This is a genomic window from Rhizobium sp. R634 (assembly GCF_002211305.1).
GTDB lineage: Bacteria > Pseudomonadota > Alphaproteobacteria > Rhizobiales > Rhizobiaceae > Rhizobium.
In genome coordinates this window covers 172,723-198,837 of record NZ_LOKW01000012.1, presented here as the reverse complement: position 1 = coordinate 198,837, position 26,115 = coordinate 172,723, and the positions used below count along the sequence as shown (strand labels likewise).

The 26,115-nt window shown below is 61.4% G+C and carries 28 protein-coding genes and 1 tRNA gene; 20 read left to right on the top strand and 9 right to left on the bottom strand.

Annotated elements, in window-relative coordinates:
• Positions 1–161: 161 nt before the first annotated feature.
• The 4 genes from ATY77_RS15100 to ATY77_RS15080 all read right to left on the bottom strand — a co-directional run bounded on the left by ATY77_RS15100 (position 162) and on the right by ATY77_RS15080 (position 2,833).
• On the bottom strand, positions 162–968 hold the full coding sequence (locus ATY77_RS15100; RefSeq protein WP_088687952.1) for a hypothetical protein: 807 nt from the start codon (positions 966–968) through the stop codon (positions 162–164).
• A gap of 348 nt (positions 969–1,316) precedes the next feature.
• On the bottom strand, positions 1,317–1,832 hold the full coding sequence (locus ATY77_RS15090; protein WP_088687950.1) for a GNAT family N-acetyltransferase: 516 nt from the start codon (positions 1,830–1,832) through the stop codon (positions 1,317–1,319).
• A 26-nt stretch (positions 1,833–1,858) separates the two neighbouring features.
• A complete protein-coding gene (locus tag ATY77_RS15085) occupies positions 1,859–2,362 on the bottom strand; it encodes a cupin domain-containing protein (protein ID WP_088687949.1) in 504 nt (167 codons plus the stop codon).
• A gap of 111 nt (positions 2,363–2,473) precedes the next feature.
• Positions 2,474–2,833, bottom strand: a complete 360-nt coding sequence (locus ATY77_RS15080; RefSeq protein WP_088688234.1) for a hypothetical protein — start codon at positions 2,831–2,833, stop codon at positions 2,474–2,476.
• 132 nt (positions 2,834–2,965) lie between these two features.
• Here ATY77_RS15080 and ATY77_RS32865 point away from each other — a divergent pair, with 132 nt between their 5' ends.
• The 4 genes from ATY77_RS32865 to ATY77_RS15065 all read left to right on the top strand — a co-directional run bounded on the left by ATY77_RS32865 (position 2,966) and on the right by ATY77_RS15065 (position 6,457).
• A complete protein-coding gene (locus ATY77_RS32865) occupies positions 2,966–3,133 on the top strand; it encodes a hypothetical protein (protein WP_190237636.1) in 168 nt (55 codons plus the stop codon).
• 46 nt (positions 3,134–3,179) lie between these two features.
• Positions 3,180–3,635 (top strand): 6,7-dimethyl-8-ribityllumazine synthase, encoded by a 456-nt coding sequence (locus tag ATY77_RS15075; protein WP_088677104.1) that lies wholly within the window; start codon positions 3,180–3,182, stop codon positions 3,633–3,635.
• Positions 3,636–3,638: 3 nt separating this feature from the next.
• Complete coding sequence (nusB, locus tag ATY77_RS15070; RefSeq protein WP_088687948.1) at positions 3,639–4,121, top strand: transcription antitermination factor NusB; 483 nt, start codon at positions 3,639–3,641, stop codon at positions 4,119–4,121.
• Between the two features lie 197 nt (positions 4,122–4,318).
• Complete coding sequence (locus ATY77_RS15065) at positions 4,319–6,457, top strand: sodium-translocating pyrophosphatase (RefSeq protein ID WP_088677106.1); 2,139 nt, start codon at positions 4,319–4,321, stop codon at positions 6,455–6,457.
• 97 nt (positions 6,458–6,554) lie between these two features.
• Here the strand turns inward: ATY77_RS15065 and ATY77_RS15060 are convergent, their stop codons facing one another.
• Positions 6,555–7,088 carry an outer membrane protein assembly factor BamE gene (locus ATY77_RS15060; RefSeq protein ID WP_088677107.1) on the bottom strand — a complete coding sequence of 178 codons (534 nt, stop codon included), beginning with the start codon at positions 7,086–7,088 and terminating at the stop codon, positions 6,555–6,557.
• 186 nt (positions 7,089–7,274) lie between these two features.
• On the opposite strand from ATY77_RS15060, the gene ATY77_RS15055 reads away from it, so the two are divergent.
• The 6 genes from ATY77_RS15055 (at position 7,275) to ATY77_RS15030 (ending at position 11,705) form a co-directional block, all read left to right on the top strand.
• On the top strand, positions 7,275–7,865 hold the full coding sequence (locus tag ATY77_RS15055; protein WP_088687947.1) for a ubiquinol-cytochrome C chaperone family protein: 591 nt from the start codon (positions 7,275–7,277) through the stop codon (positions 7,863–7,865).
• Positions 7,866–7,876: 11 nt separating this feature from the next.
• Positions 7,877–8,431, top strand: coding sequence for a DUF177 domain-containing protein (locus ATY77_RS15050; RefSeq protein WP_088687946.1), 555 nt, complete (start codon positions 7,877–7,879; stop codon positions 8,429–8,431).
• 98 nt (positions 8,432–8,529) lie between these two features.
• Positions 8,530–9,576, top strand: a complete 1,047-nt coding sequence (plsX, locus tag ATY77_RS15045; RefSeq protein ID WP_088687945.1) for a phosphate acyltransferase PlsX — start codon at positions 8,530–8,532, stop codon at positions 9,574–9,576.
• Positions 9,577–9,596: 20 nt separating this feature from the next.
• The gene (locus ATY77_RS15040; RefSeq protein WP_088677362.1) at positions 9,597–10,568 is read left to right on the top strand and encodes a beta-ketoacyl-ACP synthase III; all 972 of its coding nucleotides are present in this window, start codon (positions 9,597–9,599) and stop codon (positions 10,566–10,568) included.
• A gap of 106 nt (positions 10,569–10,674) precedes the next feature.
• Positions 10,675–11,013: an integration host factor subunit alpha gene (locus ATY77_RS15035; RefSeq protein ID WP_088677111.1), complete on the top strand. Its 339-nt coding sequence runs from the start codon at positions 10,675–10,677 to the stop codon at positions 11,011–11,013.
• Between the two features lie 149 nt (positions 11,014–11,162).
• Entirely contained in the window at positions 11,163–11,705 is a 543-nt protein-coding gene (locus ATY77_RS15030; protein WP_088677112.1) for a MerR family transcriptional regulator, read from the top strand.
• A gap of 9 nt (positions 11,706–11,714) precedes the next feature.
• Here ATY77_RS15030 and ATY77_RS15025 read toward each other — a convergent pair whose 3' ends face one another.
• On the bottom strand, positions 11,715–12,059 hold the full coding sequence (locus ATY77_RS15025; protein WP_088677113.1) for a response regulator: 345 nt from the start codon (positions 12,057–12,059) through the stop codon (positions 11,715–11,717).
• Positions 12,060–12,224: 165 nt separating this feature from the next.
• Here ATY77_RS15025 and ATY77_RS15020 point away from each other — a divergent pair, with 165 nt between their 5' ends.
• Positions 12,225–13,868: an ATP-binding protein gene (locus ATY77_RS15020; protein WP_088687944.1), complete on the top strand. Its 1,644-nt coding sequence runs from the start codon at positions 12,225–12,227 to the stop codon at positions 13,866–13,868.
• Between the two features lie 40 nt (positions 13,869–13,908).
• On the opposite strand, the gene ATY77_RS15015 is transcribed toward ATY77_RS15020, so the two are convergent.
• Complete coding sequence (locus ATY77_RS15015) at positions 13,909–14,226, bottom strand: DUF1236 domain-containing protein (protein WP_088677115.1); 318 nt, start codon at positions 14,224–14,226, stop codon at positions 13,909–13,911.
• A gap of 366 nt (positions 14,227–14,592) precedes the next feature.
• Here ATY77_RS15015 and bcsN point away from each other — a divergent pair, with 366 nt between their 5' ends.
• The 8 genes from bcsN (at position 14,593) to ATY77_RS14975 (ending at position 25,009) form a co-directional block, all read left to right on the top strand.
• Positions 14,593–15,573: a cellulose biosynthesis protein BcsN gene (gene bcsN, locus ATY77_RS15010; protein ID WP_088687943.1), complete on the top strand. Its 981-nt coding sequence runs from the start codon at positions 14,593–14,595 to the stop codon at positions 15,571–15,573.
• Between the two features lie 58 nt (positions 15,574–15,631).
• Positions 15,632–17,824: a UDP-forming cellulose synthase catalytic subunit gene (gene bcsA, locus ATY77_RS15005; RefSeq protein ID WP_088687942.1), complete on the top strand. Its 2,193-nt coding sequence runs from the start codon at positions 15,632–15,634 to the stop codon at positions 17,822–17,824.
• Positions 17,821–20,235, top strand: coding sequence for a cellulose biosynthesis cyclic di-GMP-binding regulatory protein BcsB (locus ATY77_RS15000; protein WP_088687941.1), 2,415 nt, complete (start codon positions 17,821–17,823; stop codon positions 20,233–20,235). Before bcsA ends, ATY77_RS15000 begins: the two co-directional genes overlap by 4 nt.
• Positions 20,232–21,278, top strand: coding sequence for a glycosyl hydrolase family 8 (locus ATY77_RS14995; protein WP_088687940.1), 1,047 nt, complete (start codon positions 20,232–20,234; stop codon positions 21,276–21,278). Before ATY77_RS15000 ends, ATY77_RS14995 begins: the two co-directional genes overlap by 4 nt.
• A complete protein-coding gene (locus ATY77_RS14990) occupies positions 21,275–23,632 on the top strand; it encodes a cellulose synthase (RefSeq protein ID WP_088687939.1) in 2,358 nt (785 codons plus the stop codon). The genes ATY77_RS14995 and ATY77_RS14990 overlap by 4 nt, the downstream gene beginning before the upstream one ends.
• 77 nt (positions 23,633–23,709) lie before the next feature.
• Complete coding sequence (locus ATY77_RS14985; protein ID WP_088687938.1) at positions 23,710–24,378, top strand: HAD family hydrolase; 669 nt, start codon at positions 23,710–23,712, stop codon at positions 24,376–24,378.
• 98 nt (positions 24,379–24,476) lie between these two features.
• Positions 24,477–24,553, top strand: a tRNA-Pro gene (locus tag ATY77_RS14980).
• A 240-nt stretch (positions 24,554–24,793) separates the two neighbouring features.
• A complete protein-coding gene (locus ATY77_RS14975) occupies positions 24,794–25,009 on the top strand; it encodes a hypothetical protein (RefSeq protein ID WP_088687937.1) in 216 nt (71 codons plus the stop codon).
• A 99-nt stretch (positions 25,010–25,108) separates the two neighbouring features.
• On the opposite strand, the gene ATY77_RS14970 is transcribed toward ATY77_RS14975, so the two are convergent.
• Positions 25,109–25,342: a DUF982 domain-containing protein gene (locus tag ATY77_RS14970; protein ID WP_088687936.1), complete on the bottom strand. Its 234-nt coding sequence runs from the start codon at positions 25,340–25,342 to the stop codon at positions 25,109–25,111.
• Positions 25,343–25,527: 185 nt separating this feature from the next.
• On the opposite strand from ATY77_RS14970, the gene ATY77_RS14965 reads away from it, so the two are divergent.
• A complete protein-coding gene (locus tag ATY77_RS14965) occupies positions 25,528–25,740 on the top strand; it encodes a hypothetical protein (RefSeq protein WP_088677193.1) in 213 nt (70 codons plus the stop codon).
• A 13-nt stretch (positions 25,741–25,753) separates the two neighbouring features.
• On the opposite strand, the gene ATY77_RS14960 is transcribed toward ATY77_RS14965, so the two are convergent.
• Entirely contained in the window at positions 25,754–26,047 is a 294-nt protein-coding gene (locus ATY77_RS14960) for a helix-turn-helix domain-containing protein (protein ID WP_088677194.1), read from the bottom strand.
• Between the last annotated feature and the right edge of the window lie 68 nt (positions 26,048–26,115).

The window sequence follows — 26,115 nt, the reverse complement described above, 5'->3', positions numbered from 1 at the left end:
ACGCCACGCTGTTTGCGGAATTTTCGCTGGTCAGCCTGGAAAGATTGCGGCAGCTCGGCTTATCCGTGGCCAGTTTCTCCAGCTGGCTTGATCGGCTCAGTGGCTTCTGCTGCCAGTATCGCAAGGTTCGCGATGTTGCGTTCGCAGTGGCGTCGCCTCGTTCATACGCCGCTTCTATAGACCCCATCATTCGACACGGTCACGATATCGCCGAACAAGGATCCGGGCAGGCTATTGCCATAGAGTTCGGCTAACCGTTTGATGAGAAGATAGCTTCCCAGGCGCTCTTGGCAAAATGAGATCGCGCGTTTCTGCACCGGATCTTCGGCCTGAAATGGTTGATATCGTTTGGCAAATTCAAAGGACGGCGCCACAAGGCGGACAAAAGTATCGAGCCACCAGTCCGTTGGATATGTGCCGAGTTCAATGCCTCCAGGAACAAAAGTGCTGGAATTGAAAAATTGCAAAGCTTCGGCTTGCGTTAAAGCGTTTGTTTCGATTGCGGATGCCGTATATCGAAGGAAGTCGACGATATTGTGGAAACGTGCATAGTGTTGGGAAATGTTCTGTAGATTCAAAGGGCGAGGCAAAAAGAAGTTTTCTAAGAAAAACGCCGGATCCTCCGCTCTTGTAATTTTCGTTTCTTCTGACGTTGCGGTATTCATCCCTGGATATTCGGGATTCGGTGATCCGATTCTTTGTCTCGTTAAAAATTTGCGATATTGCCAGATGGAAATGTTGCGGGGCTTTGTCGGCTCTTCTGAAACGATTTTTGCGATTACTATCGTCCCCAGTGACCCTGACAATTTCGCGTGAAGCTCCTCTGGCTCGCTGAAAAAATCATAACCAGCGATAACGTCCATTCCCCTATTGTCCAAAGGAGGTTTGGAATTGAGCCATATGATTTTCGAGCCTTCCGGAGCAGGGTAGCTCGGCAAATCCTGATGGCAAACAATGAAAATGGTCATATCTGTGATCGGCCTCTTATGGACGGGGGAGTTTCTGCCGGCTGCAATTACCACGCGGCTCGCCCTCAATGCTTACCTGTGTCAAGGTGGCGAACGCGAACGTCAGTATTTCCAAGCGTTTCTGCCTCCTGTCAGCGTGAAGGGGGTGCGAAGGTATCTGCCTTGGAGAGGGCTCTAAAGCGCTTTCCTTGCGCGTAGCAGGAGCTAAGTTCGGCCGTGCCGCAAGCTGAAGGTCGTCGACATGCTTTTGCTTAAGTTTGCTGTGGCTGATATCGGCTCGTGTCAGCAAGGCCTCAATAGCGATTGGCCTTACGAACGGGCGCTACACAACCCCGCTTGGCCAAATGCCTACCGCGAAAACTGAATGACTTCGCCACTATACTGCGCGCGCGCCGTCTCGCGAAAGCCCAGCTTGGCCGCGACCCTCAGCGAAGCCCCGTTCTCGGGGCTGATGATGCAGCTCATCGGCTTTCCCGGAAAATGCGCTTTCCCCCAGCCGATCAGGGCGGTCAGCGCCTCGGTAGCGTAACCGCGGCCGTGTGCCGAGGGCATCAGCGCCCAGCCGACTTCCATCGTGCCCTCGATCGAGGGCTTCATCTCGCGGCGGGCTTCCAGAAAACCCGCTTCGCCGATGAAGTGGCCACTCTCTTTTTCCACGATGGCGAGAAAACCGAAGCCCATATGGTGCCACATGCCGGCGATGCGCAGCATGCGGCTCCAGCTCTGCTCTCGGGTTGACGGCGCGCCGGTGATGAAGCGAACGACATCCTCGTCCGCCCACAGCGCCGCATGTGCGTCGAAATCGTCTAGGCGGTGAGGGCGAAGCGTCAGCCGCGTCGTTTCGAGTGTCGGAATGGTGGTCATGCTTGAATCCCTGGGAAATTATGCTCTCAAGCGCCGGGCTCGCCGTCCCAATAGTCGAGGTCGCTTTCCGGCCGCCCGATATGGCGGAAGCGCCCGGGCTTCGCCCCGTCCCAGTTGGTCTTGGCGAGGAACTTTCCGGAATCGGGATATTCGACGATCTCGGTTTTCGCCATCGTCGAAATGCCGAGATAGACCAGCGTCGCCGTGCCTGAATTGATGATCTGATGCGCCGTTTCCGGTCCGCCGGCCGGCGCGCCGAGCACGTCGCCTGCTTTGATCGCATGGCGCTCGTCGCCGAAGCGGTATTCGCCGGCGCCTGAAATCACATAGAAGAGTTCGTCTTCGACGTGATGATTGTGGAAGGGACAGCTCGATTTGCCCGGCGGCACTTCGTTATAGCTGATGCCAAGGCCGGCCAGGCCAAGAAGCGCACCGAACGAGGTGTCGGCGCTTTCGTAGAACTTGCCTTGTTTCCAGTGGTCGAGCTTGAGATCGGCGGTGTTGATCACCGCTTTCGGTTCTGTCGCCATGAGGTCCTCCTGTTGCAGAAAGAGAAACCATCATCGCGTCGAAAAATTCAATGATTTTCTGGGAGAGCCCGGCATGGGCGGAGAGGAGACCGCCGCCCACGCGGGAAGCCGTCAGCGGACGTAGAAGGTCAGGCTTCCATCGGCCGCCTGTTCGGCATTGACGATGTTGCGAACGTCGACGCCCTCGTTGTTAAGCCGATGGGCGAGTGACCTGTTGGCGTCGATCGAGGCCTGGATGTCGCGAACGGCCTGGCCGGACCGCTCAGGCGCCGAGTGCGGGCCGGTCCATTCGTCGTCGAGGTTGCGCCAGTTATGGACCTGCTCGACGTTGAAATCATTGCCCTGGAAGCTCCTGAGCGTCTGCTCGATGCCCCGGTCCGTGTTCATTCCAAGACTTTCGGCCCGGCTGACGCCGGCAAATGCCAAGGAGGAGAGCGCTGCAGCGAGGGTGACGGTGACAATACGGTTCATGATCATATCCTTTCATCTGCTTTGACGGTCGGCTGTCGTTGCAGGGGATCGTCGGTGTCACGACATGGAATTGGCGCTCGCCCTTTCGCGATTCAATGGCTTAAGCCACTGAAAATCCATTAAAAATTGTTCATGAAAACTGCCTTCGAATTGCCGTTTTCAAGGCATCCTGCAAAACAGGTTTTCAAGGCCTGTCCTGTTGCGCGCGGATCCTCCGGCTATCCCTTTGCGGATATTTCCTCTTTCCACGTTGCGGCATCGGGCGAAATTGCTTGCCATTCCGATGAAGGCATGTTTTGACCGCGGGCTGCCGAGTGGAAAATGTCCCGCGAAACGAAGGTGAACCATGTCGAGAGAGACCGCTCCCCATATTTTGATCGTTGAAGCCCGCTTCTACGACGACATGGCCGACGCGCTGCTCGAAGGCGCGACCTTCGCGCTCAAGGAAGCCGGCGCCACCTATGAGGTGGTCACCGTTCCCGGCGCCCTGGAAATTCCGGCGGCGATTGCCATGTCGCTCGATGGGGACGACAATGGCGGCACGCATTATGATGGCTATGTCGCCCTCGGCATGGTCATTCGCGGCGAGACCTATCACTTCGATATCGTATCGAACGAATCCTCGCGCGCTTTGATGGATCTCGCGGTCAGCGAGTCGCTTGCCATCGGCAACGGCATCCTGACCGTGGAAAATGATGAACAGGCCTGGGCGCGTGCACGCCGCTCGGAAAAGGACAAGGGCGGCTTTGCCGCCCGCGCGGCTCTGACGATGATCGAGCTGAAGCAGAAACTGGGTGCTTAAAGAATGAACGACGACAAGACGGAACGGCCGGTCAAGACTGCGAACCAGCGGGGCGCTGCTCGTCTTGCTGCCGTGCAGGCGCTTTATCAGATGGATGTCGGCGGCACGGGCGTTCTGGAAATCGTGGCCGAATACGAAGCGCACCGCCTCGGGCAGGAGCTCGACGGCGCAACCTATTTGAAGGCCGACGCGGGCTGGTTCCGCTCCATCGTCTCCGGCGTCGTGCGCGATCAGATCCGTCTCGATCCGCTGATTGCCGCGGCCCTGCAGGATGATTGGGCTTTGTCCCGCCTCGACAGCACCGTGCGCGCTATCCTGCGCGCGGGCGTTTTCGAGCTGACCGACCGCAAGGACGTTCCGGTGGCGGTCATCGTCACCGAATATGTCGAGATCGCGCAGGCCTTTTTCGAGGACGACGAGCCAAAGCTCGTCAACGCCGTGCTCGACCGCATCGCCAAGCAGGTTCGCGGCGAGGCGAAGAAGTAAGTTCTTAGCCGCCGAACAATCTCCCTACGTCTTTCTTCGTACCGCAATGGTTTTCGCCCGTTGCGGTCTTGACGCCACGTGATCGACCACGCAATCTCCGCACCGCTTAGCTGTGCATTTCTGTGGAGAGGAAGGCGAGTCGGCGGCGTATCTGCCGGAGGAGGAGTGAACTCCGGCCTATGGGAGGAAAGAGCGAAATGACCATTCTTTTATGCGTAATTGCATGCGGTCTGCTCTCGGTGGTGTATGCCGCCTGGGCAACCCGGTCGGTGCTTGCCGCCGATCAGGGCAACAGCCGCATGCAGGAGATCGCGGGTTATATCCGCGAAGGCGCTCAGGCCTATCTGACCCGCCAGTACAAGGCCATTGCCCTTGTCGGCGTTGTTGTTTTCATCGCGGCATGGCTTCTCCTTTCCGCCACGGCCGCCATCGGCTTCCTGATCGGCGCCGTACTGTCAGGCGCTGCCGGCTTCATCGGCATGCACGTCTCCGTCCGCGCCAATGTGCGCACCGCCCAGGCGGCTTCCGCCAGCCTCTCCGCCGGCCTCGACATCGCCTTCAAATCGGGCGCGATTACCGGCATGCTGGTGGCAGGCCTCGCGCTGCTCGGCGTCTCCATCTACTACACCATATTGACGGTCGGACTTGGCCATGAAAGCGGCTCGCGTGAAGTCATCGATGCGCTGGTCGCGCTCGGCTTCGGCGCCTCGCTGATCTCGATCTTCGCCCGTCTCGGCGGCGGCATTTTCACCAAGGGCGCCGATGTCGGCGGCGACCTCGTCGGCAAGGTCGAAGCCGGCATTCCCGAGGACGATCCGCGCAACCCGGCGACGATTGCCGATAACGTCGGCGACAATGTCGGAGATTGCGCCGGCATGGCCGCTGACCTTTTCGAGACCTATGCGGTCTCCGTCGTCGCCACCATGGTTCTCGCCGCGATCTTCTTTGCCGGTGCGCCGGTCCTCCAGTCGGCGATGATCTATCCGCTGGCGATCTGCGGCGCGTGCATCATCACCTCGATCATCGGCACCTTCTTCGTCAAGCTCGGCTCGAACGGCTCGATCATGGGCGCGCTCTACAAGGGCCTCATCGTCACCGGCCTCTTGTCCATCATCGGTCTCGGCGCCGCCACGTCGCTGACGGTCGGCTGGGGCTCGCTCGGAACCGTCGCCGGCGCCGACGTTACCGGCACGAACCTCTTCATCTGCGGTCTCGTCGGCCTCGTCGTCACCGCCCTGATCGTGGTTATCACCGAATATTACACCGGCACCGGCAAACGCCCCGTCGTTTCGATCGCCCAGTCGTCGGTGACCGGCCACGGCACCAACGTCATCCAGGGCCTTGCCGTCTCGCTGGAATCGACGGCTCTGCCGGCTATCGTCATCGTCGGCGGCATTCTCGCCACCTATCAGCTTGGCGGCCTCTTCGGCACCGGCATCGCAGTTACCGCCATGCTCGGCCTTGCCGGCATGATCGTTGCGCTCGATGCCTTCGGCCCGGTCACCGACAATGCCGGCGGTATCGCCGAGATGTCGCATCTGCCGCCGGAGGTGCGCAAGTCGACCGATGCGCTCGACGCCGTCGGCAACACGACCAAGGCGGTCACCAAGGGCTATGCGATCGGTTCGGCCGGTCTCGGCGCGCTGGTGCTCTTCGCCGCCTACGCCAACGACCTGCAATATTTCGCGGCCCATGGCGACCAATATCCTTACTTCGCCAATATCGGGACGATCTCCTTCGAACTGTCGAACCCCTATGTGGTCGCCGGCCTGCTTTTCGGCGGCCTGATCCCTTATCTGTTCGGCGGCATCGCCATGACCGCCGTCGGCCGGGCCGCCGGCTCGATCGTCGAGGAGGTGCGCCGTCAGTTCAAGGCCAAGCCCGGCATCATGCAGGGCACGGAAAAGCCGGACTACGGCAAGGCCGTCGACCTTCTAACCAAGGCCGCGATCCGCGAGATGATCGTGCCGTCGCTGCTGCCGGTGCTGGCGCCGATCGTCGTTTATTTCGGCGTGCTCCTGATCTCGGGCTCCAAGGCCTCGGCCTTCGCGGCCCTCGGCGCATCGCTTCTCGGCGTCATCATCAATGGTCTGTTCGTGGCCATCTCGATGACATCGGGCGGCGGCGCCTGGGACAATGCCAAGAAGAGCTTCGAGGATGGTTTCGTCGATAAGGACGGCGTGCGTCACATGAAGGGCTCGGAAGCGCACAAGGCCTCCGTGACCGGCGATACCGTCGGCGATCCCTACAAGGACACGGCCGGCCCCGCCGTCAACCCGGCGATCAAGATCACCAATATCGTGGCACTTCTGCTGCTCGCCGTTCTCGCCGGTTAATGCTTCCAGGCACCGTGCTTCGCCGCGGTGCCATACCCAACCATGAAAAAACCCGCTGGAGCGATCCGGCGGGTTTTTTCGTTTGAAACTTGTCCGATCAGCGCAGGCTGCTCGGGTTCTGCGGCGTGCCGCCGGCGCCGCCGCCGAACAGGCTGCGGGCCGCACTTGCGGCGCTGCCGCCGGAGAGCATCTGCTGCAGGAAGGTGAGTTCCTTGCCGCCGGTCGGCGTGACGCGTCCGATCGTGTCGAACACCTTGCCGTCCTGCAGCGTATAATTGGCGCGGCGGTTAACGACGCCGTCCTTGTCGAAATAGATCGCCAGAACGCTCTGATCGACGACCTTCAGCTTCTGGAAGGCGACCGAACGCGTGCGCCGCTGCGAGATGTAATAAAAGACTTCGCCGTCAAAGGTCGCCGTCGTCGACGGGGTGCCGAGCGAAAGCAGCGCCTGCTCGCGGCTCGAACCTTCTGGAACGAGGTTCAGCGACTGCTGGTCGGCGACGTATCCGCCATTGAGCACGGTGCCGGTCTGGCAGCCCGAAAGAGCAGTGGTGGAGGCGATTATGAAGGCAATGGCCGCGCTGCTGAAGAATTTCATGTCAGACTTGAAATACCGTTTCTTCAACGACATCTACTCCCTTGAGTGTCGATAGCAGCCATTTGGGGCCTTACACGCTTCCTCCTGCAAAACCATTGTGGCCATTCCGGGTCGAATTTCCCGATTTTGTTTCGCTGACACCTTGAAGGCGCCGTCCCGAAACTGGCCACGATCGGCATTGCAATTCGCGCCTGCTTCGGTAAACCAGCTTTCGAAATCATGCAACAAGGCCAGACGCCAGCCGGCGCGAAGAATGAGGCATTTCCGGAAAAAACAATGATCTTCGGGCTCTTCCGCAAGAAAAACAACAATCAGGCGATCGTCGATCGGCAATATGCGACGCTGACGGCCGCCGCGCGAATGCCCGAGCTTTACGAAGGCCTCAATGTGCCGGACACGGTCATGGGGCGTTTCGAAATGCTGTCGATCGCCATGATTCTGTTTTTCCGCCGCACGCGCGGTTCCACCACCAGCGGCCAGGAGATCGCCCAGGAGATCGTCGACGCCTTCTTCCAGGATATCGACTATTCGATCCGCGAACTCGGCATCGGCGACAATAGCGTGCCGAAACGCATGAAAAAGCTCGCCGGCATGTTCTACGGCCGGCTCGAAGCCTATTCGAAGGCGATGGATGCGGGCGATACCGAAGCGCTCGCTCTCGCGCTTGAGCGCAACATCTACCCGGAGCCCGCGACGCCGGCCGACATGTCCGGCCTCGCGGCATGGATGATAGCAGCCGAAGCCCATCTGTCCGCCGTTCCGGAAGAGCTGATCGCCACCGGTTCGGCAACGCTGCCGCCGGCCCCCTGAAAGAGGAAACGATGAAACACGATCGGGACGATGTTCCCTTCTCCTATCACGTCAAGGTCGGCCACATCTCGGCCAATCCCGTCGAGGTCCATATCGAGGCGGATGCCAGCGAATTGAAGGCGCTTGCCGAGACCTGGAGCGTGGTCTCCGTCGATGATTTGCGCGCCGATCTGCAGATCGCCCGCTGGAAACGCGACGGCGTGCGCGTCAAGGGCCGCGTGCAGGCGAAGATCGTTCAGTCCTGCGTCGTAACGCTGGAACCGGTCGACGCCGCCATCGACGAGAGTTTCGAGCAGATTTTTGTGCCCGACGGTTCGAAGCTTGCCCGCCAGCCCGGCAACGACGCCGGTGAGATGCTGCTCGACCCCGATGGCCCGGATCTGCCGGAAACCTTTGTCGGCGACACGATCGATGCCGGCGAGGTGGTTGCAGAATTCGCCGCGCTTGCGATCGATCCCTATCCGCGCAAGCACGGCGTCGAGTTCACTGGCCATATCGAGGATAGCGGCGAGAACGACAAAAAGCCCTCCGCTTTCGCGGTCCTCAAGGATTGGAAAAAGGACTGAAGCGCCTCTGGCATTTGATATAATTCAGTTGTAAGGGACGCCAAAACCGGTATTTTGGCCGAAATTTCGCCCTCGGCGGAAAGAAGGATCAGGGACGCGTGATCAGAATATCTCTCGACCTCATGGGTGGCGACTTTGGTCCCCAGGTTGTCATCCCCGGCGCCGCCAAGGCGCTGGAAAGGCATCCGGATATTTCCTTCGTTTTCTACGGCATCAAGGAACATTGCGAACCGGTTCTCGCCAAGTTCCAGAAACTCAAGGAAAAATCGGTCTTTCACGATTGCGAGCTGGCGGTCAGCATGGAGGAGAAGCCGAGCCAGGCGCTGCGCCGCGGCCGCTATATCTCCACCATGTGGCGTTCGATCGAGGCGGTGAAGACGGGTGATGCCGACGTCGCGGTTTCTGCCGGCAATACCGGCGCTCTGATGGCGATGGCGAAGTTCTGTCTTCGCACCATGGCCAACATCGAGCGCCCGGCGATCGCGGCAATCTGGCCGACGCTGAAGGGCGAGAGCATCGTGCTCGATGTCGGCGCGACGATCGGCGCCGATGCGCAGCAACTGATGGATTTCGCCCTGATGGGCGGCGCCATGGCACGCGCGCTTTTCGAGATCGAGCGCCCGACGATCGGCCTTCTGAACGTCGGCGTCGAGGAAGTGAAGGGCCAGGAAGAGGTCAAGGAAGCCGGCCGGCTTCTGCGCGAGGCGAACATCGATTCGCTCGAATATTCCGGCTTCGTTGAGGGTAACGACCTCGGCAAGGGCACGGTCGACGTCGTCGTCACCGAAGGCTTTTCCGGCAATATCGCGCTGAAGACCGCCGAAGGCACGGCCAAACAGATCGCCGAATATCTGCGTGCGGCAATGTCGCGCACGCTGCTTGCCCGCATCGGCTACCTCTTTGCCAAGAGCGCCTTCGACATGCTTCGCGAGAAGCTCGATCCGAGCAAGGTCAATGGCGGCGTGTTTCTCGGCCTGAACGGCATCGTCATCAAGAGTCATGGCGGAGCGAATGCCGAAGGCATCGCCGCCGCCATCGAAGTCGGCTACGACATGGCTAAGAACGGCCTCAATCAGAAAATAGAAAACGATCTTAAGAAATATCATGCCAAGCGGCTGCCTCCCATAGGCCCGGAAGCGGCATGAGCTACGGGGTTCAATCGAATATGATCCGTTCAGTGGTTCGCGGATTCGGAGCCGCGCTTCCGAAGCGCGTGATGACCAATCGTGACATGGAGGCCATCGTCGATACATCGGACGAATGGATTGTCCAGCGCACCGGCATCCGCCAGCGTTACGTTGCCGGCGATGACGAGACGACGGCTTCGCTGGGCGAAGCTGCCGCACGCGCAGCCCTTGCCAATGGCGGGCTGACGCCGGCGGATATCGATCTCATCATCTGCGCCACCTCGACGCCCGACAACACCTTTCCGGCGACGTCGGTCAACATCCAGAACCGTCTCGGCATGAGCCACGGCTTCGCCTTCGACGTTCAGGCCGTCTGCACCGGTTTCGTCTATGCGGTCACGACTGCGGACGCCTATATCCGCGGCGGCCTTGCAAAGCGCGTTCTGGTCATCGGTGCCGAAACTTTTTCGCGTATCCTCGACTGGAACGACCGCACCACTTGCGTGCTCTTCGGCGATGGCGCCGGCGCGATCGTGCTTGAAGCGGCCGAAGGCGAGGGCACGTCTGCCGATCGCGGCGTGCTGACGGCGCATCTGCGCTCCGATGGCTCGCACAAGGACAAGCTTTATGTCGATGGCGGACCGTCGAGCACGGGAACCGTCGGCAAGCTGCGGATGGAGGGCCGCGAGGTCTTCAAATACGCCGTCGGCATGATCACCGATGTCATCCAGGCTGCTTTCGATTCGACCGGCACGACCGCCGACGACCTCGACTGGCTGGTGCCGCATCAGGCCAACCGGCGCATTATCGACGGCTCTGCGAAGAAGCTGAACATCGCCGCGGAGAAGGTCGTCGTCACCGTCGACCTGCATGGTAATACGTCGGCCGCGTCGATCCCGCTCGCCCTTGCGACCGCTGCCGGCGACGGCCGCATCAAGAAAGGCGATCTCGTGATGCTCGAAGCCATGGGCGGCGGTTTCACCTGGGGCGCAGTTTTGCTGCGCTGGTAGGCAAGAATCCTAAAAAACTGGCGGCGAACAAGAGCTTGACCGTAAGGCGCAAGACAAATACTCTTCGTTCGCTTTCACAAAATATTTTGTAATGGGCGGGGAAACCATGACGGGAAAAACAGTGACGCGAGCAGACCTGGCGGAATCCGTTTTCCGAAAGGTAGGGCTTTCCCGGACCGAATCCGCCGAATTGGTCGAAACCGTCATCGATGAAATTTGCAACGCCATCGTGCGTGGCGAAACCGTGAAACTTTCCTCCTTCGCGACCTTCCAGGTGCGTGACAAGAACGAGCGGATCGGTCGTAACCCGAAGACCGGCGAAGAGGTTCCGATTTCTCCCCGCCGCGTAATGACCTTCAAGGCCTCGAACGTCCTGAAGACGCGCATCCTCAAGGCGCATGTCGCCCGCAAGGTCAAGCTGAAGCCGCAAAACCCGGCCTCCTGATCGCCGCTTCCCGTTTCCCAACGGCAGTTTTTTCCTCTCGCGCTGTCCTTGGTTGTGCGCAACGTCAAGACATGACTTGAATTGTCGGCGCCAAACCTTTGAAATATGATGAGTCGCCGTTGGATTGAGCCGCGAGGTCACGTAGCAGTATGACGTTGGACAAGAGCCCCGATGCCTTTCGCACCATCAGCGAAGTTGCAGACGATCTTGATCTGCCGCAGCATGTGCTGCGCTTCTGGGAAACGCGCTTTCCCCAGATCAAGCCGATGAAGCGCGGCGGCGGCCGTCGTTATTATCGGCCGGAGGACGTGGATCTCCTCAAGGGCATCCGGCATCTCCTCTATGATCACGGCTATACGATCAAGGGTGTGCAGAAGCTTCTGAAGACCAACGGCAACAAGTTCGTCGTCGCCGTTGGCCATGGCGATCTCGCCAGTGTCGAGGCACTTGCGTCGGGCGTGCAGGATGCGGGCGCCGGCGAACCGAGAGTAGGCATGGCCGAGGAAGATCAGATCGTCGGGCGCGCCAAGCCGCCGATCACCCGCCGCTTCTTCAACTTCGTCGCCGGAGACGACGATCAGCCTGAGGTTTCGATCGGCAAGTCGAGCGTCGGCAAGGAAGACAGGGCGCTGCTGCAGGAGGCGCTTTACGATCTCCTGGAATGCAAGCGTCTGCTCGATCAGGTGCGCTGAGCAGGAAGTTTAGGCTGCGGTCAGCCGCTTCATCGCCTCTTCGAGCTCGCTGAGCTGGAAGGGTTTACGCAAGACGGGCAGCGTGCCTGCGCTGCCTTCCGGCGCACTGCCATACCCGGTTGCGAAGAGATAGGGTTTGCCGCGTTCGTCGAGCAGCTTTGCGACGGGCAGTGAGCTGTGGCCGGCAAGGGAGACGTCCAGGATCGCGGCATCGAATTCCGAGTCTTTGGCGGTTGCCAGCGCCCGTTCCAGATCAGGGGCGCTCGCGCAGACCCGGTAGCCAAGGTCGCCGAGCATATCCTCGAGCAGCATGGCGATCAGAGCATCGTCTTCGACGATGAATATGTCTTTCATGATTCCCGTCCACCCATTTCCCTTGCCGGGCATGGAGATATGTGGACTGCTTGTGCGGCTCGTCAAGACGTCCGGCCCGGCAGTGCGAGAAACTGCATATTGCCGGGCGAAATTCGATGTGTAAAAGCTGGAATGCCGGTGTCGAAGCGGAGGGAAGAGTCTGGAATGGATTTGCTGAGTGCCACGGACTGGTTGCGTCAGAGGCCCGCTTTTACATATCCGCTGGCTTTCGCCGCGGTTGGATTGACGTTTCTTCTGAGGCTCGCCGCCAGCGATTATCTTTCCGGTTTTCCTTTCCTGAGTTTCCTTCCGGCGATCTTGTTCGCGAGCTTCATCGGCGGCGCGGGCCCCGGCCTTGTCGCGGCCATGCTCGCCTGTTTCATCGTCCAGCAATTCTTCGTCGAGCCGCACGATGTCTTCTGGCCCGTCAGTGCCGGGCAATGGGTCGGCCTTTCGACCTATCTCATCAATGCTGTTATCATCATCGGCCTGATGGAAATGATCATCGTCTCTCATTCCAGGCAGAGCCGCCTTCGCGACGAACTCAATACGTTCAACGAACGCCTGGAAGAGACTGTGGCACAGCGTACCGCTGAGCTCAGGCATGAAATGGAAGAGAATGCCGCCGCTCAGGCACAGGTGCGCCAGCTGCAGAAGATGGAGACGATCGGCCAGCTGACGGGCGGCGTTGCCCATGATTTCAACAACATGCTGGCGATCATCATCGGCAATCTCGATCTCGCCCAGCGGCGCTTGACCGGAAACGAGGATCCGCGCTTGCTGAATTCCATCCAGAATGCAAAGGACGGGGCGCAGCGGGCGGCGGTGTTGACCGCGCGTCTTCTCGCCTTCTCGCGCCAGCAACCGCTGGCTCCTGAGGTCATCGATGTCAACAAGCTGGTCGGCGGCATGTCGGAATTGCTGCGGCGGACGCTCGGCGAGCATATCCGTATCGAGACCGTGCTTGCCGGCGGTCTCTGGCCAAGCTTTGCCGATCTCAGCCAGCTTGAAAACGCCATGCTGAATCTTGCCGTCAACGCCCGCGACGCCATGCCGGGCGGCGGTCATCTGACGATCGAAACCGCCAACACCGAACTCGACGAGCGATATGCGCGCATGCATTCGGAGGTGGACGCCGGCCAATATGTGATGGTTAGCATCACCGACACAGGCACCGGCATGTCGCCTGATGTGATCGATCGCGCCTTCGATCCGTTCTACACGACCAAAGGGCCGGGCAAGGGGACCGGCCTCGGCCTCAGCCAAGTCTATGGCTACATCAAGCAGAGCAGGGGCCACATCAAGATCTACTCGGAGATCGACAGAGGCACGACGGTCAAGATCTACCTACCGAGGCATGTCGGTGCGGCCGACGCCCGGTCGACCGGCGGCTCTCAACCGATCCCTCAGGGCAGCGCGAATGATACTATTCTGGTGGTGGAGGACGACGAACACGTCCGCACCATGACTGCCGAAAGCCTGCACGAGCTGGGCTATACCGTTTTGCAGGCGGGAAGCGGCACGGAGGCGCTTCTCATTCTTGAGAAAAATGCGGCGGTGGACCTGATATTCACGGATATCGTCATGCCCGAGATGAGCGGACGGCAGCTTGCCGATATCGTCGAGGAAAGATGGCCGGCGATCCGCATCCTCTATACGACCGGCTACACGCGCAATGCCATTGTCCATAATGGCGTGCTCGATCACGGTGTTTCCCTGCTCGCCAAGCCCTTCAGCCTGGAGCAACTGGCCCACAAGATCCGCGACATCTTGAACGTGCCAGGGGGAACGCAAGGCGAGCGGGCGTGAGGCCGCAACAGAGCCGCACCCCCGCTCCCTTCAGATCGTGTTATTCCAGAACCTGGATCACGCGATGCGTCTGCGGCTCGACGATGACGCGCCGGTCGTTGACGACGGTATAGGCGTAGCCGTCGACATTCGGCACGGTATGCACTTCGATCGTATCAGGCAGTGTCGTGCCGACCACGACATCGCCTTCATAGACGACGGACGGCGTATTTTGCTCCATCACGTAAGTGCGCACCTCGCCGGGCAGTACGACAGTCGAGCTGGTCGGTGCGGGATCGGTGACGATGACGCTGCTCTGCGCGAACGCGGAAGAGCAGATGGTCAGCATGGCGGCCGCAGCAAGCATGGTCTTGCGCATGGGTGTTCTCCTTTTCCTATCCCAGACAGGTAGGCAACGCCGGCCATGCATCATGGTTCCCCATGTCCCCGCGGCAGCGTTCCGATGCTCGCTTTTGTGCACGCGTTTCCACCATCGCCGCGGAGACAAAGACCGGGAAAGACCGATTAAGTTGTTGGCGAATCATTTTGCTCATCATAGGGTTGAGTTGTCCGAACAACATCCAGCATGGGTTCGTCTGGCGACGCCAAGGCGCGGTTGGTTACTCTTCGTTAACCATGTTGGCGGTTTATGTGCGGTAGGCGACCCGTGGGTCGTTGATTCGAAGATCCGTCGCGTTTCGACCTGCGAATGGATGTCTGGAAAACGATTGCGGCGGCTCGAGATATGCACTTGCGGAAAACGATATCGCTGGTGGCCGTGGCGGGCGCAATAGCCGGCTGCACATCGACAGGCGGTGTACGCGAGCCGTCCGGACCAGAGACCGTTGCGCCCGAGAAGGCGCTGGTCCTGCCGCCGCCGGGTGGCCCCTCGATCGTCAGTGTCGTGGAGCGCAAGCGCGGCAACGGTGTCGAGCAGACGATCTCGCTGTTTACCTCATCCTCCGTGCCCGGCCAAAATTTCCTCAAGGTCCAGTTCTTCGGCGCCTCCGGCGCCAATCCAGGCACCGGCAACGCCGGTTACAAGATGATTAATGAGGGTGCGATTGGCCGCGAAGTGGCCCGCTCGGCGCCCGGTGTGCCGATGGCGACCTCGGCGACCTTCCTGCAGAACAGCTACGGCCCCTTCGGTTATGCCGCCGGCCAAAGCCGCACCGGCGACACCTGCATCTATGCCTGGCAGCAGATCCGCTCGAGCGCATCAGCCAACACGCAGGCGCGCAATTTCGGCATGATCCAGCTGCGCCTGCGGCTCTGCGACGCCAGGGCGAGCGAGCGCCAGTTGCTCGGCATCGTCTATGGCTACACCGTCACTGGCACCTTCGACGGTGAGATATGGAACCCGTACGGCAATCCGCCGCCCGCCGACGCTGCGCTCGGACGCACCGGTCAGCCGATCTATCCCGACGAGGGCGGTTATCGCGCCAGCCCGATGTCGATCGGCTACGAGCCGGCGCCCGCCGTAGTCAGCCGGCCGCGCACGGCACCTGTTCGCAGCGCCCCGGCTTCGCAGCCGGCTCGGAACATCGCGCCGCTGCCGGCGCCCATCGGTCCGCGCGTGCCGCTGCCGGGCGAGGCGCCGCAGGCGAGCGCGAAACCGGCCCCGGCGGCTGCGCCTGTCGAACAATCCGCAAGGGCGATCGGCGTTAGCGTGCCGTCGCCGGACTGCATAGGCGATGCGGCCATGACGGCCGCCTGCCGGAAATAATGAGCATGCCTGGAGCGCCCGATGGTGCCCCCGGTTGAGCAATTTCGAAGGAAGGTCGATGCGCAAAGCCCGCAGTGTCGTCATATGGGCCGTGGTTTCGCTCTGCATGATCGTGCTGATCACGCTTCCGGTCAATTTGCAGACCCAGCTTATCACCAGCATCACGGTGGTGACCGTCATGGCGCTGATCAAGATCCTGAAAGGCGAGGGCACCTGGCGCCTGGTGGCGCTCGCCTTCGGCACGTCGATCGTGCTGCGCTATGTCTACTGGCGCACCACCAACACACTACCGCCGTTGAACCAGCCGGAAAATTTCATTCCCGGCCTGCTGCTCTATCTTGCCGAGATGTACAGCGTTGCGATGCTGGCGCTCAGCCTCTTCATCGTCGCAACACCGCTGCCGCCGCGCCCCTCGCGCGCCGCCAATCCCGGACGGCTGCCCCATGTTGATGTCTTCGTGCCGTCTTACAACGAGGATGCCGGCCTTCTCGGCAACACGCTGGCCGCCGCCAAGGCCATGGATTATCCGGCCGACAAGCTGCATGTCTGGCTGCTTGATGATGGCGGCACCTTGCAGAAGCGCAACTCCGGCAAGCTGCTCGAGGCCCAGGCGGCGGCCGCCCGCCATGCCGAACTCAAGCAGCTCTGTGAGGATCTCGACGTCAACTACCTCACGCGCGACCGCAACGAGCACGCCAAGGCCGGCAATCTCAACAACGGCATGAAACATTCGAGCGGCGAACTCATCGCCGTCTTCGACGCGGACCATGCACCGACTCGCGATTTCCTGCTCGAGACCGTCGGCTATTTCGAAGACGATCCGAAGCTTTTCCTCGTCCAGACGCCGCACTTCTTCATCAATCCCGATCCGCTGGAGCGCAATCTGCGCACCTTCGACAAGATGCCGAGCGAGAACGAAATGTTCTACGGCATCATCCAGCGCGGCCTCGATAAATGGAACGCTGCCTTCTTCTGCGGTTCGGCCGCGGTTCTGAGCCGCAAGGCGCTCGAATCCCAGAACGGCTTTTCCGGCATCAGCATTACGGAGGATTGCGAGACCGCATTGGCGCTGCATGGCAGCGGCTGGAACAGCATCTATGTCGACAAGCCGCTCATCGCCGGCCTGCAGCCGGCCACCTTCGCGAGTTTCATCGGCCAGCGCAGCCGCTGGGCGCAGGGCATGATGCAGATCCTGCGCTTCCGGTTCCCGCTTCTGAAGCGCGGACTGTCGATCCCGCAGCGGCTTTGCTACATGTCTTCCACGCTTTTCTGGCTCTTCCCGTTCCCGCGCACGATCTTCCTGTTCGCGCCGCTCTTCTATCTGTTCTTCGATCTGGAAATCTTCACGGCCTCCGGCGGCGAGTTCCTCGCCTATACGCTGGCCTACCTGCTCGTGAATCTGATGATGCAGAACTATCTCTATGGCTCGTTCCGCTGGCCGTGGATTTCCGAGCTCTACGAATATGTGCAGACCGTTCATCTGCTGCCGGCCGTCGTCTCGGTCATGCTCAATCCGCGCAAGCCCACCTTCAAGGTTACCGCCAAGGACGAATCGATTTCCGTCAGCCGCTTGTCGGAGATCAGCCGTCCGTTCTTCGTCATCTTCGCGGTGCAGATCGTCGCGCTCGTCATCACCATCTACAAGATCTATGCCGAGCCTTATAAGGCCGATGTGACGCTCGTCGTCGGCGGCTGGAACGTCATCAACCTGATCATGGCCGGCTGCGCGCTCGGTGTCGTGTCGGAGCGCGGCGAGCGCGCTCTGTCCCGCCGCGTCCGCGTCAACCGGCGCTGCGAATTCTCCGCCAACGGCAAGTGGTACACGGCTTCGATCGAGGACGTCTCCGTCCACGGCGCAAGGCTCCATATCTTCAACAAACATCTCGACGAGATGCTGGTCGGTGCGCCCGGCGAAATCCGTTTCCGGCCCTATAGCGGCGCGGAGCTGGCAACCTTGCCGCTGATCGTCCGCAACATCGAGCCGTCGGGCGACATCAGCAATGTCGGCTGCCAGTACGTGCCGAAAAGCGCGCTCGACCATCGCCTGATCGCCGACCTGATGTTTGCCAATTCCGACCAGTGGACCCAGTTCCAGGAGTCACGCCGCCGCAATCCGGGCATCATTCGCGGCACCATCTGGTTCCTCGGCCTGTCGCTCTATCAGACGAGCCGCGGCCTGATCTATTTCTTCCGCAGCATGCGGCCGGAGAAGGAAGCCCAGCAGCGGACGGCAAAGGTCAATGCCGGATGAGAACAGTCGTCGCCGCGTCGCTCCTTTTGCTCCATGCTTCCGCCTTCGCCCAGGCGCAGACGGCGCCCTTCGACATGTCCGGCGAGCGGCCGCCTGGTGCGCCAATCGCCCCGAGATTGGCGCCTGCCGCTCCCCCTGCGGCGTCGGTTCCCGTCGCGCCCGCTCCGGCTGCCGTTCCTCCACCGATCGCTACCGAGCCGCAGCCGGCGGCGTCTGCGCCCCAACCTGCCACAGCGGCAAATCCGGCTTCGCCGCCCCGCTCCGCCGATGTCCGCCGTTATGTCTTGCCGTTTTCGAAACTGGCTCTTGCCGGGGAATATGACCGCCGGTCATGGTCAGTCTATCTGACGCCGGAGCAGGCGGCGGCCAAGGCAAGCTTTACCTTCGCCTACCAGAATTCGATCGTCGCCGCGCCCGAGGCGTCTGCGTTGACCATCTACCTCAACAACCGTCCGATCGGTCAGCAACGCATCAGTTCGCCGGATGGCCCGTCCGCAGTCACCTTCCAAATTCCCTCCGGTTTGCTGCAGCCTGGCGCCAACCTCGTCACCTTTGAAGCCGATCAGCGCCATCGCACCGATTGCAGCATCCAGTCCACCTATGAACTGTGGTCGAACATCGATCCGGCCGGAACCTATATCAGCTTCGCCGGCCGGGATGCCGCAGAATTATCGAGCGCAGACGCCATCCGTGCCATCGGCGTCGACAGCGCCGGCAAGACCGAGTTTGACATCGTTGTCCCGGCGCTGGAACAGCCGGGAACGACCAAGCCGCTGCTGCGGCTGGCACAGGGACTGTCGGTGCTGAGCAGCATGCCGAACCAGGTCTTCGCTTTCGGCACCGGCTCGCTTCCGGCCGCCGGGCCCGGCAAGCTGAGCGTGCTGGTCGGCACCGCGGCAGAACTGCGGCCGTTCTTTCCGAGCCTTCCGCCTGCGGCCGAAAGTGCTGCGCTTGCCGCCTTCGTTACCGATCCGCGCAGCGGCTCGCCGGTGCTGCTGATCAGCGGCCCCTCCTGGCAGGCGGTCTCCTCGGCGATCGACACCATCGTCGCTCCGACGGACAGATCTCCGGATATTCGCCGCGACGTGCTGACGACGGAACGCTGGAGCGCGCCGAATGCGCCGCTGATCTTCTCCGATACGAACATCGCTTTGTCACAGCTCGGCGTGAAGACCACCGAATTCTCGGGGCGGCGGTTCCGGACCGATTTCAACATCGCCGTGCCGGCCGATTTCTACGCCAATGCCTATGGCGAGGCGAAGGTGCTGCTCGACGCCGCCTATACCGACAATGTGCTGCCCGGCAGCCATATCGATATCTACGTCAATGGCAACATCGCCTCTACCGTGGCGATCACAGCGACATCAGGCGGCATTCTCCGTCATCTGCCGATCCGCATGACGATGCGTCACTTCAAGCCCGGCCTCAATTCGATCGCCATCGAAGCGATCCTGATGACCAAGGACGATGCAGCCTGCACGCCGGGCGCCAATGCCGGCGCCAACCCGCGTTTTGCCCTGTTCGATACGTCGGAATTGCACATTCCCGATTTTGCCCGCGTCGGTCAGCGGCCGAACCTCGCCGCGGTCGCCGGCACAGCCTATCCCTATGGCCGCGACCTTGAGCCCGTGCCGCTCTTCATCGACCGCGTCGATCCCGATACGCTTTCGGCCGCTGCCACGCTTCTTGGCCAGATGGCGATCATGGCCGGCCATCCGATCCCGGTCGAAACCGTCGCCTCGCCGAATACGATCGGCGATCGCGATGCGATCTTTATCGGCTCGATCTCGCAAATGCCGGCGACCGTGCTGACGCAGACCAATGTCTCCACCGCCAGCCAGGCGTCGTGGCGGCCCGTTGTCGATACGCAGACTGCGGTCGTCGATACTGGCGCTGCCTTCGAACAGTGGAATTCCAAAGTCAGCGGCGGTGTGTTTCGCAGCCGGATCACCGCCTTCCGCGAGTGGCTGTGGCGCAATTTCGATATTTCCCGCAGCTCGTTGCAATTCGTCCCCGGCGCCGAGGAGATTTTCACCCCGTCCAATGCCGCCACGCTTCTGGTGGCTCAGGGCTCCAGCCCTGCGGGAGGCGGCTCATGGACCGTGGTGACGGCGCCTTCCGCGAAGGATTTGCGCGAAGGGCTCGAGGCCGTGACCGAGCAGTTGAACTGGTCGCAGATATCGGGCCACATCACCACCTATTCGAGCAAGACAGGCAAGGTCGACACGGTGCCGGTCACCCGGTTCGATTTCGTGCCGTCCACGCCCTGGTCGATCGGCAACTACCGCCTGATTGCCGCCAATTGGCTGTCGACGAACATCCTGTCCTATGCCTTCCTGCTCGTCGTCTTCGTATTGTTAATCGGCTTCGCTACGTCGAGCATGCTGAGAAGGCTGGGTCGGTCGAAATGAGAGGGTGGAGCAAGCTTCTGTTTGCGGCAACGGTCGCACTCGCGCCCGTGGGCCCGCCCGCTCTCGCGCAGCAGGCGATGATCAATGCAGGGGCGTGGTCGGCCTATAAGGCGAAATTTCTCGATGCGTCCGGCCGCATCGTCGACAATGGCAACGGCAATATCAGCCATAGCGAAGGGCAGGGCTATGGCATGCTGCTCGCCTATCTTTCGGCAAGCCCCGCCGATTTCGAACAGATCTGGTATTTTACCCGCACGGAACTGCTGCTGCGCGACGATGGTCTGGCCGTGTGGAAGTGGGATCCGAATGTCAAACCGCATGTCACCGACACCAACAACGCCACCGATGGAGACATGCTGATCGCCTATGCGCTGGCGCTTGCCGGTACGGCATGGAAACGCAACGACTATATCCTCGCCGCCTCCCGTATGGCACAGTCGCTGCTTGCCGAGACCGTGGTGCGCACAGACGGCCGGACGCTGTTGATGCCGGGAGCGGAAGGCTTTAAAGCCGCCGATCGCGATGATGGTCCCGTCGTCAACCCGTCCTACTGGATTTACGAGGCGATCCCGGTGATGGCCGTGCTCGCTCCCTCGGATGACTGGGAAAAGCTGTCGGAAGACGGCGTGGCGCTGTTGAAGACGATGCAGTTCGGTCCGCGCAAGCTTCCGGCCGAGTGGGTGAGCCTGCGCGGCCAGCCGCGGCCGGCGAAGGGGTTCGATGCCGAATTCGCCTATAATGCCATTCGCATACCACTCTATCTCGCGCGTGGCGGCGTGACGGACAAGGCGCTGTTGACCCGCCTGCAGCAGGGCATGTCCCCGGACGGCCTTCCGGCCACCATCGATCTGACCACCGGCCGCCCGAAGACCGTGCTGTCGGACCCCGGTTATCGAATTGTTAACGATGTTCTGGCCTGTGTAATCGACGGGACCAAGCTGCCGGCTTCGGCTCTGCAATTTGCGCCCGCGCTCTATTATCCGTCCACGCTTCAGCTGCTGGGGCTGGCCTATATTGGGGAGAAGCATCCGGAGTGTCTGTGAAGACTTCTCTCGTGGCGATTTCTGCGGCAGCCGTGGTGGCGACCCTCGTCACCGGGCTGAAGGACCGTGTCGCGCTGCAGGAAAAGTTCGGCCTTGGACCCTCGGCCAAGCCGGCGCCGGAATTGATGATGATGGGCCGGATCAAGCCGAGCGATGCTCCGGCGGTCGATCCCGAATACGTGCAGAGTGTCACCGATAAGATCGAGGCGATTACCTCTCCGCCGCCGTCGGCACCGGCTGCACCCGAGGCGCAAACGGAAGCGCCGCAGCCGGCGGCACCGCAACCCGCTTCTCCGCAGACGACCGCAGAGCCGGCGCCGGTTCCGCCTCCCATCGTTTCGGCGCCGCCACCACCACCGCAGCAGCCCGCCGCGCAGCCTGCCGTCGATGAAAGCGCGCTGCGTTATTTTGCCAGCCGCGGCGATAAGGTGCGCCTGCAGGCCGAAATCTCTCGCCTTCAGGCGCTCTACCCGAACTGGGTTCCGCCGGCCGATCCGCTCGCCGTGCCGCAGAATGGCGACAAACAGCTTGAGACCATGTGGCGGCTTTATTCCGACGGCCGCTATGCCGAGCTGCGCAGAGCGATCGCCGACCGTCAGGCCGCGGATGCCGCATGGCAGCCGCCCGTCGATCTTCTTGAGCGGCTTGACGTTGCCGAGGCGCGTGCTCGCCTCGTCAACGCTTCGGACCTCAAGCAATATGCGACGGTGGTCGACATCGCTGCCGTCACGCCGAGCCTGCTGACCTGCAGCGAGGTCGATGTGCTCTGGCGCGTCGCCGAAGCCTTCGTCCAGACGAAGAGGGCGCAGCGCGGGCAGGATGCCTATACCTATATCCTGAAGAATTGCACCGATCCCGCAGAGCGGCAGGCGACGGTCGAAAAGGCCTCGACCTTGCTGGGCTACCAGCCGATGCAGGCGCTGCTGGCGCTGGAAAAGCCGGCCGCCGGCGGCAGCAGGGAATTTGATGCGATCCGCGATAATCTTGCCCGGCGTTTTGTCGCTGAAGGCAATGAGACCCCAAATCTCGCCATCGCACCCGACTATATCACCCGCCTCGAAAAGCTCGCTGAAACCGAGGGCCTGGCCTCGGATGCACTGCTGCTCGGCTGGTATCAGCTTCGCCGCAACAACGATGCCGATGCCGAGAAGTGGTTCCGCGCCGCCCGTGCCAAGCAGGATTCGGCCGACGCTTCGCAGGGGCTGGCGCTGGCGCTGATTGCCCGCAAGGCGCCTCAGGAAGCCGAGGATGTGATGTTCCGCTGGCGCGCCGATTCCGACGAAGCGACCGCCACTTATCTCGCCGCCACCGCCAACCTCATGGCGTTGCAGCCGCCGGCCGATCTGGCCGAAGACGTGCTGCACCGCATTGCCGCGGAAATCATCGCCCGGAAATATGCGCCGACGGCGCAGCAGTTCGGCTGGTATGCCCGCTCTCTCAATCAGTTCCAGACCGCCGCGCGCTGGTTCGAGACGGCGCTCGCCTGGAAACCCGATGACGAACCCTCCGCCTATGGCCTCGTCATTACCCGCGAACAGCTGAATGACCGCAAGGCTGTGGCGGACCTCCAGCGCGCCTGGGCCGGCCGTTCGGCCCGGATCGCCAATCTCGAAGACACGGCCGCTCTGACGCCGGGTGCGGTCATGCCGCCGGAGAGGGCTACGCTCGCCCCGCAGCAGCAAGCTCCGCAGCAGCCGCCGCAGCGCCCTGCCGCCGTCGAGCCGCTTCCGGCCGAACGCGGCATCGCGCAGCAGCCGGAGCCGGAAGCGGCCGTTCGCGCGGCAAGGCCCGCAATGCAGACAGTGACTGTCCGGCGCGGTCCGCGCCAGACGCGCGGCTGCTCGACGACCGTCGACGCTGCGCAGCTGAGCCCGAACGATGCGCTGTCGCGCGGCTGGTGCCTGATGGACATCAATCGCCCGATGGAGGCAATCTCCGCCTTCGAGGCGGCATTGCAGAGCCCCGTGCGTAGGGTTCGCGAGGATGCAGCCTATGGCCAGAGCCTTGCCTATCTGCGTGCCGGCCTTTCCAGCAACGCTGCTGTCGCAGCCACCAAGGCGCCGCAGAATCGCCAGCGCGCCGCCGAACTCCAGGTGGCGATCCTCGCCGATCGCGCCCTTTCGGCCTTCGATGCCGGGCGTTATCGCGAGACCCTCATCTATCTCGATCAGCGCGCCCAGTTGCAGCAGGAACGCATCGACCTGATGGTGCTGCGCGGTTATTGCTATCTCAATTTGAAAATGTACGACGATGCCGGCCGCATCTTCCAAGCCGCTGCGGCGACCGGCAGCCGCGATGCCGCCCGCGGCCTTGCCGATCTGCGCAACGCGACCCACCCCGACGTCAATAACTGACGTTGACGTCGTGACCGCTCTCCGCTACTCGCCTGCTTCAGGGCCGTCCGTGCCTTATCACCCGCAAGGAAACGCCCGTGTCCGCTCTCCACAACATCCTCGATAGGTCTTACGACGCCTTCCTCTTCGATATGGACGGCACGCTCCTGAATTCCATTGCCGTCGTCGAGCGCGTCTGGAGCGAATGGGCAAGACGCCACGGCTTCGAGCCGGAGGTCTTCCTGAAGACGATCCACGGCATCCGCGCCTCCGACGTCATCCGCGGGCTCGGTCTGCCCGATGTCGATCCCGCCCATGAAGCGGATCTGCTGCTTGCCGAGGAGATGGAGGATGTCGCCGGCATCGTCGAAATCCCCGGCGCGATCCGCTTCCTCGGTGCCATCGCCGATGGCAAATGGGCGATCGTCACCTCCGCGCCGATCGAACTCGCCAGGCGCCGCATGGCCGCTGCCGGCATTCCGATGCCGAAGGTCATCGTCAGCGGCGGGGAGGTCAAGTCAGGCAAGCCCAGCCCCGAGGGATATCTGCTCGGCGCGAGCCGCCTCGGCGTCGATCCGTCGAAATGCCTGGTCTTCGAAGATGCGGTGGCCGGCATCCTCGCCGGCGAAGCAGCCGGCGCCGACGTCGCCGTCATCACCGAAACCCACGCGGCGCCCTTCGCAACACCGCATTTTTCGATTCCCAACTACCAAGCCTGGCAGCCTCGCCAGACCGCCGAAGGCCGGCTGATGCTGACTGCGATCTGACCATCGCCGTTCGGTCCCTCCTTTTTCTGCGAAGCAGGCTTTTTCCTCTTGCATTGCACGCGCTGAAAAACTAAACGAAGCAAGCCGTTTCGGCAGGTCGGGGCGTAGCGCAGCCCGGTAGCGCACTTGACTGGGGGTCAAGGGGTCGCTGGTTCGAGTCCAGTCGCCCCGACCATTTAAAATAAATAACGCGACGAAATACTCCCCCAGAGTGCAGTCGCACACAAATCCTGTAGTTCTTTTTGGGACTCCTCTAGTTTGAGGGTCAGGTATTTGTTGTATTTCGTTAAGGCTATACCCGGTTCTTGCCTGAATAACCCAGTTCTGGACTGAAAAAGATCTGAAACCTCTTCGCATTCTCGCGAATAGGTGTAGATTAAGATCACCCCAGTCCCAGACGGCCCAGTGCGAGCGCATGGCGGATATAAAGCAGAATCTAACTTGCAGGCAGGCCCTCGCCAGCGCGTTTCAGGCTCTGTCGGATGAGGCTGTCAAAGCCGGCTGGCCAGAGGGCGAAGTGGCGCTCGCGCTTGCGGAACTCGCCGAGGAGCAGGTGATCGAGATCACCGCCAAGGTGATCATGGAAGGGTCCGTTCACCCTCAGCTCGCCGCCAGCAGCCGCAACAGCTAGGCGAGATCGCGCCAAACTACGCAACCATTTGGCAATGTCGACATCTTGAAAATCAAGGGCTCGACGCGTGGCGGGCAGATTTGAAACTCGCCGCACCTTTCATATCAGCAATCCGGCCCTCTTCGCGGCTGTGACGAAGGAAGCCTGCGCTGCCCTCGGGCTGCGCAGCCCATCCAGCGCGTCCAGGCAGTGTTGGAGAGCCACGCGATAATCGCGCCCGCGCTTGGCCGGCCATCGTTTGAGATATTCGACGGCATCCCAGGCGGTGGAAACGATCAGGCTGCTGTTTGGAGAAAGGACCCGGACGGGGGAGGGAAAGCGCTTTTCGCTCACGTCTGCACTCACTGATACTCTTTAAAACCCCGCGGTAACGCACGGGGCAAAATATCGTTCCATCGAAAATTTGCGCAGTTGCTAAAGTTCGGACCCTCGCGCATAATGATGATATTGTCGGTTGCGGAGGGCGTCCGGCGATGCAAGCGTCAGGTGCGTTTGCCCTCGGAGGGAACTGTGGCGTGATGTTACGATCGTCAATTCACCCCCATGATTTGCCGCTTTTTTCGGAAGACCTCGATCTCCTCTCACAGGTGCTCGACAAGGTCTGCGATGAACGCGGTCTCAACAAGACGACGCCGGAGGCCGAGCGGATCGGCGCGGTGATCATTCAGCTCTACAGGCAGGGCGTGAAGGACGGCGGCAAACTCGCCGACCTCGCCAAGACCTATCTCTGATTGTTCGGTTCTGTCAGTCGTCGTTGGCGGCGTTGAGGTTTTCCGGCCGGATGCCGTCATCGCTTGAGGTGCGCGCGCGCAGCCGGATGCCGGGGCCGCCTTCGTCCTGATTGCCGCTGGACAGGAAGATGATGCCCTGTGCCTCGAGCGTTGCCCGTACGTCGAGTAACGCATGCGGCTCACCCATCCATTCGCCTTTTTCCAGCGCTGCAACGGTTTCAGGCGTGAGACCGCTTGCGGCGGCGAGCTCTTCGAGGCTCATCCCGATCATGGCGCGTGCGCCGCGTATCTGCGTTGCCGTTATCATGACGGAAAATCTAGCGCATCGAACACAGTTCTCAAGTGGCGCGCCAGCCTCTCTTCAACTGCCGGTGC